This is a genomic window from Allokutzneria sp. A3M-2-11 16 (assembly GCF_024213555.1).
GTDB lineage: Bacteria > Actinomycetota > Actinomycetes > Mycobacteriales > Pseudonocardiaceae > Allokutzneria.
On the sequence record NZ_JANAVO010000009.1, the window covers coordinates 167,793 to 181,957 of the forward strand.

15 protein-coding genes are annotated in these 14,165 nt (G+C 68.8%); 1 reads left to right on the plus strand and 14 read right to left on the minus strand.

All coding sequences use genetic code 11. The features are described from left to right. From NLX83_RS31770 to NLX83_RS31820, 11 genes are all read right to left on the minus strand, one after another. Positions 1-768 (minus strand): hypothetical protein, encoded by a 768-nt coding sequence (locus NLX83_RS31770; RefSeq protein WP_254238913.1) that lies wholly within the window; start codon positions 766-768, stop codon positions 1-3. Beyond that, positions 765-1,847: an MCE family protein gene (locus NLX83_RS31775; RefSeq protein WP_254238914.1), complete on the minus strand. Its 1,083-nt coding sequence runs from the start codon at positions 1,845-1,847 to the stop codon at positions 765-767. The genes NLX83_RS31770 and NLX83_RS31775 overlap by 4 nt, the downstream gene beginning before the upstream one ends. Further along, positions 1,844-2,800, minus strand: a complete 957-nt coding sequence (locus tag NLX83_RS31780) for an MCE family protein (RefSeq protein WP_254238915.1) — start codon at positions 2,798-2,800, stop codon at positions 1,844-1,846. Before NLX83_RS31780 ends, NLX83_RS31775 begins: the two co-directional genes overlap by 4 nt. Continuing rightward, complete coding sequence (locus NLX83_RS31785) at positions 2,797-3,774, minus strand: MCE family protein (RefSeq protein WP_254238916.1); 978 nt, start codon at positions 3,772-3,774, stop codon at positions 2,797-2,799. The genes NLX83_RS31780 and NLX83_RS31785 overlap by 4 nt, the downstream gene beginning before the upstream one ends. After that, positions 3,771-4,736, minus strand: coding sequence for an MCE family protein (locus NLX83_RS31790; RefSeq protein ID WP_254238917.1), 966 nt, complete (start codon positions 4,734-4,736; stop codon positions 3,771-3,773). Before NLX83_RS31790 ends, NLX83_RS31785 begins: the two co-directional genes overlap by 4 nt. Then, complete coding sequence (locus tag NLX83_RS31795) at positions 4,733-5,752, minus strand: MCE family protein (protein ID WP_254238918.1); 1,020 nt, start codon at positions 5,750-5,752, stop codon at positions 4,733-4,735. Before NLX83_RS31795 ends, NLX83_RS31790 begins: the two co-directional genes overlap by 4 nt. Next, entirely contained in the window at positions 5,749-6,942 is a 1,194-nt protein-coding gene (locus tag NLX83_RS31800; RefSeq protein WP_254238919.1) for an MCE family protein, read from the minus strand. Before NLX83_RS31800 ends, NLX83_RS31795 begins: the two co-directional genes overlap by 4 nt. A gap of 6 nt (positions 6,943-6,948) precedes the next feature. Further along, a complete protein-coding gene (locus NLX83_RS31805) occupies positions 6,949-7,599 on the minus strand; it encodes a hypothetical protein (RefSeq protein WP_254238920.1) in 651 nt (216 codons plus the stop codon). Beyond that, positions 7,596-8,192, minus strand: a complete 597-nt coding sequence (locus tag NLX83_RS31810) for a DUF6801 domain-containing protein (RefSeq protein ID WP_254238921.1) — start codon at positions 8,190-8,192, stop codon at positions 7,596-7,598. Before NLX83_RS31810 ends, NLX83_RS31805 begins: the two co-directional genes overlap by 4 nt. Before the next feature lie 150 nt (positions 8,193-8,342). After that, on the minus strand, positions 8,343-9,182 hold the full coding sequence (locus NLX83_RS31815) for a serine/threonine-protein kinase (protein ID WP_254238922.1): 840 nt from the start codon (positions 9,180-9,182) through the stop codon (positions 8,343-8,345). Between the two features lie 266 nt (positions 9,183-9,448). After that, entirely contained in the window at positions 9,449-10,417 is a 969-nt protein-coding gene (locus tag NLX83_RS31820) for an acetylxylan esterase (RefSeq protein ID WP_254238923.1), read from the minus strand. Between the two features lie 181 nt (positions 10,418-10,598). On the opposite strand from NLX83_RS31820, the gene NLX83_RS31825 reads away from it, so the two are divergent. Beyond that, positions 10,599-11,276, plus strand: a complete 678-nt coding sequence (locus NLX83_RS31825; RefSeq protein ID WP_254238924.1) for an endonuclease V — start codon at positions 10,599-10,601, stop codon at positions 11,274-11,276. Between the two features lie 6 nt (positions 11,277-11,282). Here the strand turns inward: NLX83_RS31825 and NLX83_RS31830 are convergent, their stop codons facing one another. The 3 genes from NLX83_RS31830 to NLX83_RS31840 form a co-directional block, all read right to left on the minus strand. Beyond that, on the minus strand, positions 11,283-12,464 hold the full coding sequence (locus tag NLX83_RS31830; protein ID WP_254238925.1) for an NAD(P)/FAD-dependent oxidoreductase: 1,182 nt from the start codon (positions 12,462-12,464) through the stop codon (positions 11,283-11,285). Between the two features lie 70 nt (positions 12,465-12,534). After that, positions 12,535-12,849: a WhiB family transcriptional regulator gene (locus NLX83_RS31835; protein ID WP_254238926.1), complete on the minus strand. Its 315-nt coding sequence runs from the start codon at positions 12,847-12,849 to the stop codon at positions 12,535-12,537. Between the two features lie 91 nt (positions 12,850-12,940). Then, complete coding sequence (locus tag NLX83_RS31840; protein ID WP_254238927.1) at positions 12,941-14,158, minus strand: alpha/beta hydrolase family protein; 1,218 nt, start codon at positions 14,156-14,158, stop codon at positions 12,941-12,943. Positions 14,159-14,165 lie beyond the last annotated feature (7 nt).

Genomic DNA, 14,165 nt, shown 5'->3' on the forward strand with positions numbered 1-14,165 from the left:
TCATCGGGGTTGCAGGTCGGTGACGCGCCACCTTCCGTCGATGCGTTCGGTGGTGACCGTGACCTGGGCGGCGGCCAGGCTCGTCTGACCGGCGCGCTCCAGCGCCTGGTCCAGGAAAACCAGCAGGACCGCGCGATCTCCTTCGCGCACGCGGACTCCGGCGCGCACGACCTTCGACGCCAGTACGAGCCGCTGTGCCCGGATTTGCTCGAACATCCGCCTGTGCTGTTCAATCGCCTTGCCGCGCAACAGGTCCCGACCGCGGTCGGGCTCGTCGAAGCGATGGGAGAACAGCGTCGTCATCGCCTCCACGATCTCGTCGGTGCCCTCATGGGTGATCACCTGGTCGGCGGAGATCGGCACGGGCGCGACTGCGGACGCCTTCCAACCGGCGGGTGTACGCCGGAGATCAGCCTGGTAGCGGCCGCGTTTGGTGACCGGCGCACCGTCTGCCGGGGTGACCGTGACCTCGACGGCCGCGATCAGCTTGGCCGTGCGATCGTCCAGGTGGAGCAGCGCTGTGTCGGTCGCTCGGCCTTCGGTGATCGTCGCCGCCCGGCGGATCCGTTCCTTGTCGATCCGGCGGAACTCCTCGTGCAGCCCGTCCGTGGATTCGTCCAGCCAGCGCCGCAGTCCCTCGCCCAGGTTGCGGTGGTCGAGCGTGTTGAACACCGCCAGCGCGCGTTGCCCGGCTCGCAGCACGTCTTCGCGAGGCTCCGGCGCGGCGCAACCGGCGAGGAGCAGCAGAACCACGATGAGGACCCTCATCTCGCCCCCTTCGGCGCGTTCTGCGCACCGCGCACATTGGTACCGCTGCTCGCCGGGGCTTTGCAGCTCGCCGCAGTGTTGAGCGGCTTGCCTGGCGTGATGTCCAGGCCATTGCGGTACTCCGTGCCCTGATAGCCCGCGACACAGGGCAGCGGCGAGAAGAACGTGACCGCGAGTCCTAAGTGGAGTCCGTCATCACCGACCACAGTGGACCCGGCAGCCGCCGCCTGCGGAACCTTGACCAGCAGCTGCTCCAGTCCGTTCTGCCGCACCAGCAACAGCTCCGAGGTGGTCAGCAGGTTGCCGATCAGTGTGCCGAGCCCGGGGCCGCTCTCCTTGATCACCGCGCTGACCTGCTCGGACACCAATGGCGCCGCGGTGATCAGCTTGCGGAGATCACCGTCCGAGGAGCGCAGCTGCTGGGCGAAGAGCTTTGCATTGGCGCTGAAGGACTTCAGCGCTTCGCTCTCCTCTATCTGCGTTTGCAGCACGGTCGGCGCGTCGATGAGCAGCCTCGTGGTCTGCGGCAGGTTCTCGATGGCCGCGCCGGTGAAGCCACCCGCAGCGTCGAGCAGGGCCTGCAAGTTCGTCGCGGAGCCCTGGAAAGCCGTGCCCAGCTCATCGATCACCGTGCGCAGCGACTCATTCGGCACGGACCGCACGAAACTGTCCAAATTGGTCAGAAGTGCTTCGACGGGCTTCGGCGTACTGGTGTCCGTGATCACCCAGCCCGCCGCGAGGAACGGCCCGACGGAAGCCTTGGGGCGCAAGTCGATGTACTGCTCCCCCACGGCGGATCGGTTGGCCACCACCGCGGCCACATCGCTGGGGATCGGCGGCGTGTCCGGCCGGATGTCCAGGTCCGCCTCGACGCCTCCGGCGATGAGCCGCATCGGCCCGACCCGTCCGACCGCCACGCCGCGATAGGTGACCTCGGCGTTGGTGAACAGCCCGCCCGAGTCCGCGAGCCGCACGTGGACCACATAGCCGCTGCTCCCGAACAGCCCGGCGTAGCGCGCGCCGACGTAGCTGATGCCGAGCAGCGCGATCAGCACGAAGGCCGTGATCTTGGTCCTCATCGCGGCACCACCAGGGTCAGGAAGACGTTGAGGTAATCGCCCTTGATCGCGTCCAGTGCGGAGTCGGGGAACGGGTAGGTCAGCAGCACTTCGAGGGCCTGCGGGAGCTTCTGCCCGGACTCGGCGAGCTTGCGCAGCGTGGGTTCGAGTGCACGCAACCCGGCCACCATGTCGTCCTTGCTCGCGTTGATCGTCCGGACCGCGACGCCGGAGAGCCGGTCGAGCGCCTTCACCATCGTGGTCAACGATTCCCGTTGCTCAGCGAAGACTTTGAGGCCCGGTTCCAGCTTGTCCAGCGCGACACCGATCGGCTCGCGCCGTGCGTCCAGGGTCGCGGAGAGCTTCCTCACGCCTTCCAGCGCGGCGGTGATCTTGCCTCGGTTCTGGTCGAGGCCGCGCACGAATGACTCCACAGTGGACAGAAGCGAGCGGACCTCCTTCTCGTTCCCGCCGAGCGCCGCGTTCAGCTCTCTGGTGATGTCCCTCAGCTGAGCCACGCCGCCGCCGTTGAGCACCATCGCCAGTGCGCCGAAGACCTCTTCGACCTCCGGGTTGCGACCGCTGCGCTCAACGGGGACCACCGCTCCGTCTGCGAGCGTGCCGGTCGGTGCTTCCTTCGGGTGGGCCAGCTCAACGTACTTCTCGCCCAGCAAACTGGTCTGCCGCAGCTGTGCCACCGCGTTGGCGGGCAGCCGCACATCACCGTTGAGCACGAGGCGCACATCGGCGGTCCACTCGTTCTCGGCGAGGTCGATGCTCTCCACCCGGCCGACCGCGACGTCGTTCACCTTCACCGCAGCCTGTGGCACGAGGTCGAGCACATCCCGGAACTGCGCGGTGACCCGATACGGCTTGCTGCCGACGTCTGCCCCACCAGGAAGCGGAATGTCATATGCGCCAACGCATCCTGCGGTCAGCAACAGGACTGCCAGCAACGCCGGTGTTCTCCTCATCGCGTCTCCCCTACCGGCGGCAACGGGAACAACGGAGACAACTCGTTGATGTTGACCCGGCCGTCCAGGACCTTGCGCGCAGGGTCGTAGGCGTTCATCAAGTTGGTCACCGCGAGCGGCGCGCTGTCGAGCGCTTCAGCCAGAGACGCTTTCTGCGCCACCAGCACCTTCGTGATCTCGGCCAGCTTGTCCACAGAGGACTTGATGCGGACCCGGTTGTCCTTGATGAAGCCCTGGACCTTCGCCAGCGCGCCGGGGAGCTCGGCCAACGCGGCACCGAGATCTTCCTTGTCAGCTGCCAGAAACCCGGTGACCTCAGCGAGTTGGCGTTCGGCCGCCCGCACCTGGCTGTCGTTGCGGGCAAGCATCGACGTGAACTTCTGGAGGTGGCTCACCGTGCCGAACAGGTCCTTCTGCGAGTCGTTCAGCGTCTTCGCCGCCTGACCGAGCTTGCTGATCATCTCGTTCATCGCGGCTCCGTTGCCCTTGAGGTTGGCCGCACCGGTGTCCAGCAGCTCCGACAGCGCGCCGTCCTTGTTCGCTCCACCCGGCCCGAGGTCCGTGGTCATCCGGTCCAGGCTCGCGTAGAGCTGGTCGAGCTCCACCGGCGTCGCAGTGCGCTCCACAGGAATCACCGCGCCGTGCGCTATGCGAGGCCCGCCGGTGTACGCGGGCGTCAACTGGACATAGCGATCGCTGACCACGGTCGGCGTCACGACGACCCCATGCGCGTCGGCGGGCAGCTCGACATCGTGGTCCACCACGAGAATCACCTTGACCTGCTGCGGTTCTGGGTGGACGGAGAGCACTTTGCCGACCTTGACGCCGAGAACGCGCACGTCCGTTCCTTCGTGCACCCCGACCGCTGCGCTGAAGTACGCGGTGATCCGGGTGCTCGGCGGACTGAGCACCCACAAGGCTCCTGTGGCCGCGACGAGGAGGACCACGACGGAGAGAACCAGGATTCGCCTCATCGCGTGCCTCCCGTGGGTTTCGGTGGGACACAACCGTTCTGGGCCTGGACGAGCCCGCACACATAGCTGTCGATCCACCTGCCGTTACCGGTGGCGTTGGCGATCAACCGATAGAACGGCCCGGACAGCGACAGTCCTTTGTCGAGGTTGTTCTGGTTGCGCTGCAACACATCCGCGAGCTTCTCCAGCTCCTGCAAAGCAGGTCCGAGCTGCTTCGTGTTGTCGTCGACGAACCCGGACAGCTCCTTCGACATCGCCCGCACTCCGGTCAGCAGAGCGCGGATCGCCTGCCTGCGCTTGCTGATCTCGGCCAGCAACAGGTTGCCGTCCTTCAGCAACCGCTCGACCTCGCCGTCGCGGTCGGCGAGCGTGCGGGTGATCCGTTCGGTGTTGCTCAGCAAAGTCGCCAGCTGCGCGTCACGCGAAGAGATCGTCGTGGCCAGCGCGGACAGTCCGGCGAGGGCCTTTCGCACCTCCTCCGGGGTGTCCTTGAACGCCTCGGACAGCGCCCGGAAACCGTTCGCGAGCTGCTTGGTGTCGAGCTGGTTAACCGTCTTCGACAGCCCGGAGAACGCCTCGGTCACGTCGTAGGGCGAGTACGTACGATCACGGGGAATCGGTCCGGCGAGAACGCCCTCGCCGCGTGGCTCGACCGCGAGGTACTTCTGCCCGAGCAGGTTCTTGATCCGGATCGACGCCGCAGTCCGGTCGCCGAGGCGGACATCGCCAGCACGGAAGATCACCCGCACGCGGTCCCCTGCCAGCTCGACCGCGACCACTCTTCCCACGCGCAGCCCGGAAACCCGGACCTCATCGTCCGCTTTGAGGCCCGCGGACTCCGTGAACTCCGCAGTGTGCCTCGATCCACCGAAGATCCCCTCAGCGAAGAACGCGACGAGCATCGCCGCGACGATCAGGACGAGCCCGATCGCGCCTACGACAACAGGATCGCGGCGTCTCATCCGCCACACCTCGCGGCGGTCAGGGGAATGCCGACCGGAGGACCGCCGGGCGCGGGTTGCACGCCGGGTGCGTCCGCCGAGCACAGGAAGAAGTTGAACCAAGAGCCGTAGGAGGCGATCCGTCCCAGGTTCTCGTACTTCATCGGCAGGCGCTTGAGGAAGCCGTCCAGCACGTCGGAGTTCTCGGTCAGGTTCGCCGACAGCTTGCGCAGCCCGTCGAGGTCCTTGCGCAGCGGTTCACGTGCCTGGCCCAGCAATCCCGACGTGGCATCGGTGAGGTCCGCGAGCGCGCTGATCGCGTCGCCGATCGGCTTGCGGTCCTTGGCGAGGCCGCTGACCAGCTGCTGCGTAGTTGTGACCAACGTGGACAGACGGTCACCGCGGTCGTTGACGGTCTTGAGGACGGCATTGAGGTTGTCGACCACCTCGCCGATCACCTTGTCCTTGGCGGCGATCGTGGAGGTCAGCGACGCGGTGTGGGCCAGCAGGCTCTTGACGGTCCCGCCTTCTCCTTGCAGCACCTGGATGATCCGCATCGACAGCTTGTTGACGTCCTCGGGCGACAGCGCCTGGAACAACGGCTTGAACCCGTTGAACAGCAGGGTCAGGTCGAGCGCGGGCGTGGTGCGCTCCAGCGGGATCGTCGCGTCCGGCGGCAGCGCACCGGGTTCGCCGTCGCCCGGTTCGAGCGCGAGGTAGCGCTGCCCAACCAGGTTCCGGTACTTGATCACCGCACGGCTGGACGCGGGCAGCTTTCGTCGGGCGGCCACGGAGAACCGCACCTCGACTACACGATCGTCCACAAGGGACATGGAGTCGACCTGTCCAACCCGGACACCGGACATCCGCACGTCATCACCCTCGTTGAGCGAGGTGACATCGGAGAACCGTGCCCGGTAGCCCACACCGTCCCCAACGCTCGCCCCGTTGATCGTCACCGCGAGCACCACGGTCATGGTGATCGTCACGGTGGCGAAGATCGCGAGCTTGACCAGCGGCGCGGCCACTCCCCTCATCCGACCGCCACCTCCGTTCCGCGCAGCATCGGTCCGAGCAGCACGCTGCTCCAGTTCGGCACTTCGGACGGCGTAACACCCAACGACGGAGCGACCAGCACGGCGACCACATCCCGCTCCTGCGGCGAGTTCGGCACGCCGAGGTCACCGTCCGCGGAGATCGGCACGAACCGCGACTGGCCGAACGGGTAGCACTTCGGTCCACCCTTGGCGTCGTAGCGAGGCGTGTCCTTGCCGGGCACGTACGCGCCCCTCGATGACGCGGGCCGGACCGACACGCGCAGTCCCGGTTTTACTGTCCCCTTGCCGAAAGCTTTGTCCAGCACGGGTTTCAGCTTGACCAGTGTCTCCAACGTGCACGGGAAGGACGGCGAGTACTGGCCGAACAGCTCCAGCGGAGGACGGCTCGCGGCAGCGAGGCGGATGAGGTTCCGTTCGTTGCGGTCGAGGAAGGTCGCGAAGTCGTTGGACGCGGTGGTGACGCTGCGAAAGAGCGCGTCGTTGTTGGCCTTCTGCTCGACCAGCGTCGTACTGGTGACCGTCAACTCCCGCAACGCCTCCAGCAGATCCGGCGCGGCTTCTGAGTACACAGTGGACACTTCCGCGAGCTTGCCGAGCCCGTCGGTGAACTCCGGGAGATGCGGGTTCAGCTGTTTCAGGTAGGCGTCCAGCTGCACCAGCGTCCGCCCCAGCTGCGCGCCACGTCCTTGCAGCGCCTGGGAAATCGCGCTCAGCGTGACCGCGAGCTTCTGTGGCTGGAGTGCTCGCAGGGTCGGCATGACACCTGCGAGCACTTGCTCCAGCTCGATGGCGGAACTGCTGCGGTCCTGCCCGATCACGTCCCCTTCAAGCAATGGCGCGCCGGTTCCGGGCCGCAGCGCCACATAGCGCTCACCGAACAACGTCTTGGGCAGCAGCCGAGCGGTGGAGTCCCGGGGAATGCTCTTGTCCGGGTGCAGTGCGAGCTCCAGTTCCGCACCGTCGCCGCGGCTCGACACCCGCCGGACCTCTCCCACCAGCAACCCGTTGACCTTCACGTCGGAGGCCACGGACAGCTGGTTGCCGGTGTGGTCGGTCCGCAGGGTCACGGTCACGGAGGTGGTGAAGGCGTCGCGGTAGACCGCCACGGTCAGCGCGGGCACGGCGACCAACACGATCAGCAGCACCAGGCCGAGCAGCCGCTGGAACATGGTTCCTCACCGGGGGATGTGGGTCAGCTCGACGCGGATCGCGTTGCCAGGCCCGGAGATCAGCCCGGTCAACAGCGAGTCCAGGGGTTCCTTCGCGCCACACCCCGTGAAGGCCGGCATGGTGAAGGTGCCGTAGAGCGGTTTGAGCAGGCGCGGTGGCACGAACGGCGGCGGTGACGGGCCGCTGGTCAGCTCGATCACCACGGGCGTCGCGGTGCGGCAGTTCGGGCCGACGTCCAATGGCACGCCCGCCACCTTCACTTCGCGCAGCCGGATGGTGACCTTGGAGACGGTGTTGAGCACGCCACGGACGATCTTGCCGACCGTCCTGCCCTCGGGGATGAAGTCCACAGTGGACGTAGCAGGGGTGAAGCCGAACACGATGAAGTAGCCCGGCGACGGCGGCAGGATCAGATCGCCGGTGACGTCGCCGGTCTTGGCGTCGAGCAGGGTGCGCATCTCCCCCGGCCCCATCGCCAGGTCGGACCTGAGCTTCGCCATCGTCGACTTCCCGACGATCTTGAAGTCGATCGGGGTGAGCGCTTCGCAGGAGGGGCAGGCGGGCGCCACTGGTACTGGGCGGGTGGCGCCGCCTGCCGAGGCCGACGCGGTCACCAGGACGGCGACCAGGGCGACCGCGAGGACCGCGGTCCTCATCCAATCGCGATGGTGCCGAGGGTGCGGTCCTGGGTGGCGGGGTTGGCGGTGCAGGGCAGGTCGAAGGTGCCGAGGTCGGTCTCGGAGCCGTCGGCCTTCCTCGGGGTCAGCGTCGCCTTGTAGGTCGGGGCGACCGCCACCGTCGCGGTGCCCGCCTTGGTCACGGTCGCGGGCGGCACGGTGCCGGTCGCGAGCACGGGCAGCGGACCGGTCGGCGGGATCACCGCGCTGGGCACGGTCAGCGCGAGCACGAGGTCCTGCGCCTGGCCACCGCTGTCGGTGACCACGGCGCCCGCGGTGGCCGAGCCCGCGACGGTGGCGGCCTCGAAGATCGCGAGCGCGGCCACCACGTCCTCGGGCACGGTGACGGTGACCTTCAGATCCGTTGCCTGGATAGGCTGTCCGACAGTTCCGGAGTCGGGCAGCGTGACATCGATCTTGGTGCTGACGTCGTAGGGGCCGATCAACGGGAAGTCGCAGCTGTAGGTGAGCGTCGTGCTGACCGGGCCGGCGACCGCGACGCCCCCGCCGATCCCGAGCAGGGCGGCACCGAGCCCGGCGACGACACCGAGCGCCATCACTGGTCTGTTCACGGGAGAACTCCCAACGGCGAGAAGAGCACAGGGTTATCTACTCGTCGGTAGGTTACCGGCAAATTACCGATAAAGCATTATCAGAACAATGACAAAATGCGCGTCACGCATTACTCACCGAGCTGACAATTATCGCTCTGACCAGGTCTTTTACCGCATTACGACACTCGGCGGTACGGGAGCGGGAGTGGTCGCGTCGAGCACTCCGGCGGGAAAGACGAACAATGACGTGACGGCGAACCCGCTCGCCAGAATCATCGCGAGCCCGCGCCGCCGCGCCGGCTCCGGCGGGGGCGCGGGGGCAGCCGACGGGGGACGCACCGAACACACCGGCAGCATCGGGGCGGCGCCGAGCCTCCGCGCGGTCGCGCTCAACCGCCGCGCGCACTCGGCCGCGCCGGGCGGCTGCTCCGCGAGCATCGCCTTGATCACCTCGGGCGGCCGGGGACCGACCGCCTCCAGCAGCACCAGCCCGAGCGCGCGGACATCGGCCGCGTTGTCCACAGCGGAGTCCGAAGTGGACCGTGCGCTGCCGAAGCCCGCGAGGTACGGCTGCTCGTTGGGGCCGAGCAGGATGTTGGTCGGCTCGACCTCGCCGTGCGCGAAACCGTTGGCGTGCACGTGCGCCAGCGTCTCGGCGACCAGCCCGCCCATCCGGCAGACCCACCCGGGCTCCAGCGGACCCCAGTCGAGCTTGTCGGCCAGCGTGCGCCCCTCGACCAGGCGCAGCACCAGGTAGTCCCGCCCGTTGTCCGTGCCCGCGTCGAACACCGTGGCCACGTTGGGATGACTCAGCCGCGCTGACACCGAGCACTCGGTGCGGAACCGCTGCCGCGCGCCGCCGCGGAAGATCTTCACCGCGACCGGCCGGTCCAGCATCGTGTCGGTGGCCCGGAAGACGTCCGCGCCGCAGCCGTGGCCGATCGGTTCTTCGAGCTGGTAGCGGCCGTCGAGCAAGGTGGGATCGGGTTTGGCGTGCTTACCAGCCATCCCAGCCTCCCTAGCGCGCGAACCCTCCACAATTGCGTGCCCACCATGATGGGTCGTGAAACAGCTTCAGGCAGCTCCGCCACGGCCACATGTCCACCGAGCTAGTGACGCTCACGCCTCCCATCACCCGGAGTAGGGCGGTCTTCAAGTCCCCCGAACCCCCTCCCAGCGCATCGCGAACCACCCCCAACCCCCGGGTTCGCTGCGGTTGGCGACGTCGGGAGCGGGGGTGGGCGGTACTTGAAGACGGGGGAACCGCCCGGGGGTCAGGTGTACTTGAAGACCTCGCGGAGTGCGGCGAGCGCGATCGCCTCGTCCTCGACGCCACCGCCCTCGTGCTCGTTGTACGGCCAGACGGTGATCGTCTTGGGTCCGGTGTAAGCGTTGAAGGCTCCGAACACAGTGGACGGTGGGCAGGTCGCGTCCATCAACGCCGCGGAGAACCACGCGGGCGCCGTGCCGCGCCGCGCGAAGTTGACGCCGTCGAAGTAGCTGAGCGTGTCGTGCACTCGCTGCACCGCGTGCCGGTGGATCTTCAGGTACTGCGCGATCTCGCGGTACGGCGCGCGATTGGTGATGACGGGCGCTCGTGGGAAGTCGCACAGGAACGGCACGCGTGCCACGAGCGCCGACACCGCTCCGTCCAGCGCCGCCGCGGCGATCGCGATGCCGCCGCCCTGGCTGTTGCCGTACAAGGCGATTCGCTCGCTGTCGACCTCCGGCAAGCTCCGCATCGCTTCGATGGCGCGGACCGCGTCGGTGAACACGCGGCGGTAGTAGTAGGTGTCGGGGCTCTCGATGCCTCTCGTCATCACGCCCGGGAACGCCGGGCCACTGCCGACCGGATCCGGCGTGTCACCCGTCGTCCACGTGGAGCCTTGCCCCCTCGTGTCCATCACCAGGTGCGCGAACCCGGCCGAGGACCACAACAGGCTCTCCAACGGATGCCCCCGCCCACCGCCGTAGCCGAGGAACTCCACGACCGCGGGCAGAGGGCCGTCCCGGTGCGCGGGCAGGCGCAGCCACGCCTTGACCGGTTGCCCGTCGAAGCCAGGGAACGTCACGTCGAAGACGTCCACCGTGCGCAGCCCCGACTCCACCGGCACGACGTCGACCGCCAGGTCGTAGCGCCGGGACTCGCTCAACGTGCGCTCCCAGAACGCGTCGAAGTCGGCCGGATCGGTCTGCGAACTGCGATAGGCGCGCAGCTCGGCCTCTGGAAGATCAACCCACATGCGCTCCATCCAACGCGGCCCGCACGTCCCACCGCCGCCCCTTCGGCCCCACGCGAAGCACCTCGACCGGCTAAAATCCCCCCGTGCACACCACATCGCTCCCACCCCTCCCCCGCCCAATGGTCCAAACCAATCCCGTTTCGTACTCATAGCGGGAATTGGGAGCGCTCTCTTTCCTGCTATGAGTACGAAACGGGCAAAAGTGGTGGGCGGAGTGCGGGCGCCGGGGAGCGTGGCCGAGGCGGTCGAAGTGCAGGAGCGGCTGCGGCACCGGGTGGAGCTGGCCGGACCGGACGTGAGCGCGGCGCGCACCGCGGTCGGCCTGGACGTCGACTACACCGGGGACCGGATCGTCGCGGCGGCGGTCGTGCTTGAGGTGGCCACCCTCGACGTGGTGCAGACCAGCGTCGCGGAGGGCGAGACCACCTTCCCCTACATCCCGGGGTTGTTCGCGTTCCGCGAGATCCCGACGCTGCTGGCCGCGCTCGACGGGCTCGACGAAGCACCGGATGTCCTTGTCTGCGACGGTCAAGGACTCGCGCACCCGAGGAGGTTCGGGCTGGCGTGCCACCTCGGAGTGATCACCGGACTGGCCGCGATCGGCGTCGCGAAGACCCCGCTGGGCCGCTTCGAGATGCCGGGGCCGAAGCGGGGTGAGCGCGCTCCGCTGCTGCACGACGACGGCGGCGAGGTCGGCGCCGCGTTGCGCACGCAGGACGGTGTGAAGCCGGTTTTCGTCTCGGTCGGCCACCGGACGGACCTGGACAGCGCGTGCGCGTTGACGCTGCGACTGACTCCGAAGTACCGCGTCCCGCAGACGACGCGGCTGGCCGACCAGCTCTGCCGCCGCTCGCCGTGAACGGGCTCAGTGGGTGAGGTAGATCCCCCGGTAGTGCGGCAGTGCCGCCTTGGCGACGCGATCCGCCGACCAGCCCGCGAAGCGGGCCGGGGCGAGGCGCGCGGGGTCGACCAGGCCGCTGGACAGGCCGAGCAGCTGTTCGGCCAGCAGCTTGCCGACGCCGCCCGCGTGCGTCACCCAGCTCGCCTCCGCCAGCCACAGGCCGCGCACCTCCGGCGCCGGACCCACCAGCGGCAGCTCGTCCGGGGTCAGCGCGAACACGCCGTTGATCCGCTTCTCCACGTCGGCCGTGCGCAGCGCGGGCACGAGCTTGCGCGCCCGGGTCAGCGCGGGCTCGAACACCTTGTCCCGGAACCTCCGCCCGGCCGTGGCCCCGAGCGCGGCCGGGACGGGCTCGTGGTCGTAGCTGCCGAAGCCGTAACGCGTGCCGTGGGTGCGGCAGTACACCGCGTGCTCCGGGTAGCGCACGATCGGCATCGTGAGCGCTTCGCCGGTGAGGTCGTCGCTCGGCGCGGTGAAGGCGTACGGGTGCTCAACGGGGACCATCGGCACCTGAACGCCCGCGGTCGCGGCGAGCGTCGGCCCCCAGATGCCGACCGCGAGCACCACCGTGTCGGCGCGGACGACCCCGTTGTCCAGGCGCACACCGGTGACGCGGCCGCTCTGCTCCTCCAGCTGGCGAACGGGGCTGCTCCACCGGAACTGGGCGCCGCGCCCGCGCGCGGAGTCGATCAACGAGGCGGTCACGGCGACCGGGTCCACCGCTCCGTCGCCCGGGATGAACAGCGCCCCCTCCGCCGAATCGTCGACGAGGCCGGGGGCCAGCGCGGCGGCCTCGGACGCGGTGATCACCCGCGCGTCGATGCCCAACGCGGCACCGTCGCGCACGTCGTCGGCGAAGCCGGTCAGCTGCGCTTCGGAGGTGGCCACCTCCAGGCAGCCCACGGGGTGGAACTGGCCGGGGCGCCGCGCGTACAGCTCGACGCTGTCCAGCGCCAGCCGGGCCAGGTCGCGGTCGGAGCTGAGCCTGCCGACCAGTCCGGGGGCCAGGCCGGTGGAACCCGGCAGCGTGCCCTCCGAGCGGGCGTCGATCACCAGCACGTCGGTGAACCCGCACTCGGTGAGGTGGTGCGCGACGCTCGCGCCGACGATGCCCGCACCCACGACGACAACGCGCTGACCAGCCACAAACCCTCCAGATGTGACACTTAGCCCACATGATCGTCAGCCGGTGTCACATCCTAGGGCACGGGTGCGCTCACGCGGCGTGGTGCCGCCGTTTGGTCCGGCTCCGGCCCTTGCGGGCCAGCACCTCCGCGCGGCGCTCGTCCTCATCCTGCCCGCCCCACACCCCGTACGGTTCCTCGACCGCCAGTGCGTGCTCGCGGCAGCGGACGATCACCGGGCAGAGCGCGCAGACCTTCTTCGCCGCCTCGTCGCGCCGCCGCCGCGCCATCCCCCGTTCGTTGTCGGGGTGGAAGAAGACCGCGCTCTCCGTGCCCCGGCAGGAGCCGTACCGCTGCCAGTCCCACTCCTCGACCACCGGTGCGGGCAACCTGCTGATCTCCGCCATCTCCATGCTCCTCCCCGTGCCGCGACTCCACCCCGTATACCCATCGCTCCTCTCCGCAACCCCTGTCCACAGTGGACTGCTCGCACGGGCTCTAATCAGTGATGAAGGCGATGTCCGGGTGCGTCGGCGAGGGACCGGCGAACAGGCCCGTATCGCGCTTCTTCAGGTGGAGGTCGAAAAAGCCCGCCACGTAGGCCCGCTGCGCGGCGACGGAACGACCGGCGTCGACCGTTCCGACCAGCTTCTTGACCTGCTCTTCCGGGAGCTTCAGCTGCCGGAGGACGACCTGGTAGTCGGTGTATGCGATGTGACCGCTGCGCCCGAGCAGGAGATCCCGCTTCCAACCGCGCTGGTTGGCCCAGAACTCCGGCCAGGAACGGTCGTGCTGGTTGAGGTGGGTGTGCCGGACCAGCTCGCCGGTGGCCGGGTCGATCGCCTCCGAGCCCATCAGCAGGAAGGGGCGGTCGAGGCCGCGCTTGGTGACCTCGCCCGGCAGGTAGGGCTGGCCCATCAGCTCGCCGAACCCGTACGCCATGGAGCCGTCGAGGTTGACGCCCGCGTCGACGCGCCGGTCGTGCACCATCGTCTCGCCACCGGTGAAACCGCCGTAGGAGTGCCCGAAAACGCCCACCCTGTCGAGGTCGAGCGCGCCACCGAGACCCCGCGGCAACGGCCCAGCCGCCAGGCTGTCCAGCACGAAGCGGGTGTCCGCGACCCGGACGTCGAGGATCTTCTTCATCGTCTCCGGCACGATCTCCAAGCGCACCGGCGCCTCGACCCGCCCGCCGGGGAACTCGACGTTCGTCTCGAAGGTGTGGTCCACGGAGACCACGACGTAGCCGCGGCTCGCCAGGTCGTCGAGGATCGCGGTCTGCGCGGAGCGCGGGAAGCCGAGACCGGGGGTGTAGAGCACGACCGGATGCCTGCCGTGCGCGGCCGGTGCGCCAGAGCGCGCGTGCGTCCGCGCCGCTGTCCAGTCGACCGAACCCTTGGGAATCCCCAGTCCCACGCCGAACCCGTCCTGCACCTCGGCGAGACCGGGGGTGATCCACGGTGCTCGGGGGAACCGATCGGCGTCCCGCGCGGGATACCGGACGCTGACCATCAGCTCGCGCGCGCGTTCGGGCTTCCAGGGATCGCGGCGGCTCGCGTCGACCAGGTGCAGGTCGACGACGCCCACCTGCTGCCGCCCGGTCGGGGCCGGGAGCTGGAAGGTGGCCGGGGCGGCCGACGCCGCCGGGGCGGACGCCACCACCAGGGCCAGGGCCACAGCCGCCAGGCCACGCTGTCGTCGGCGGAGCGTGAACACGGGATCT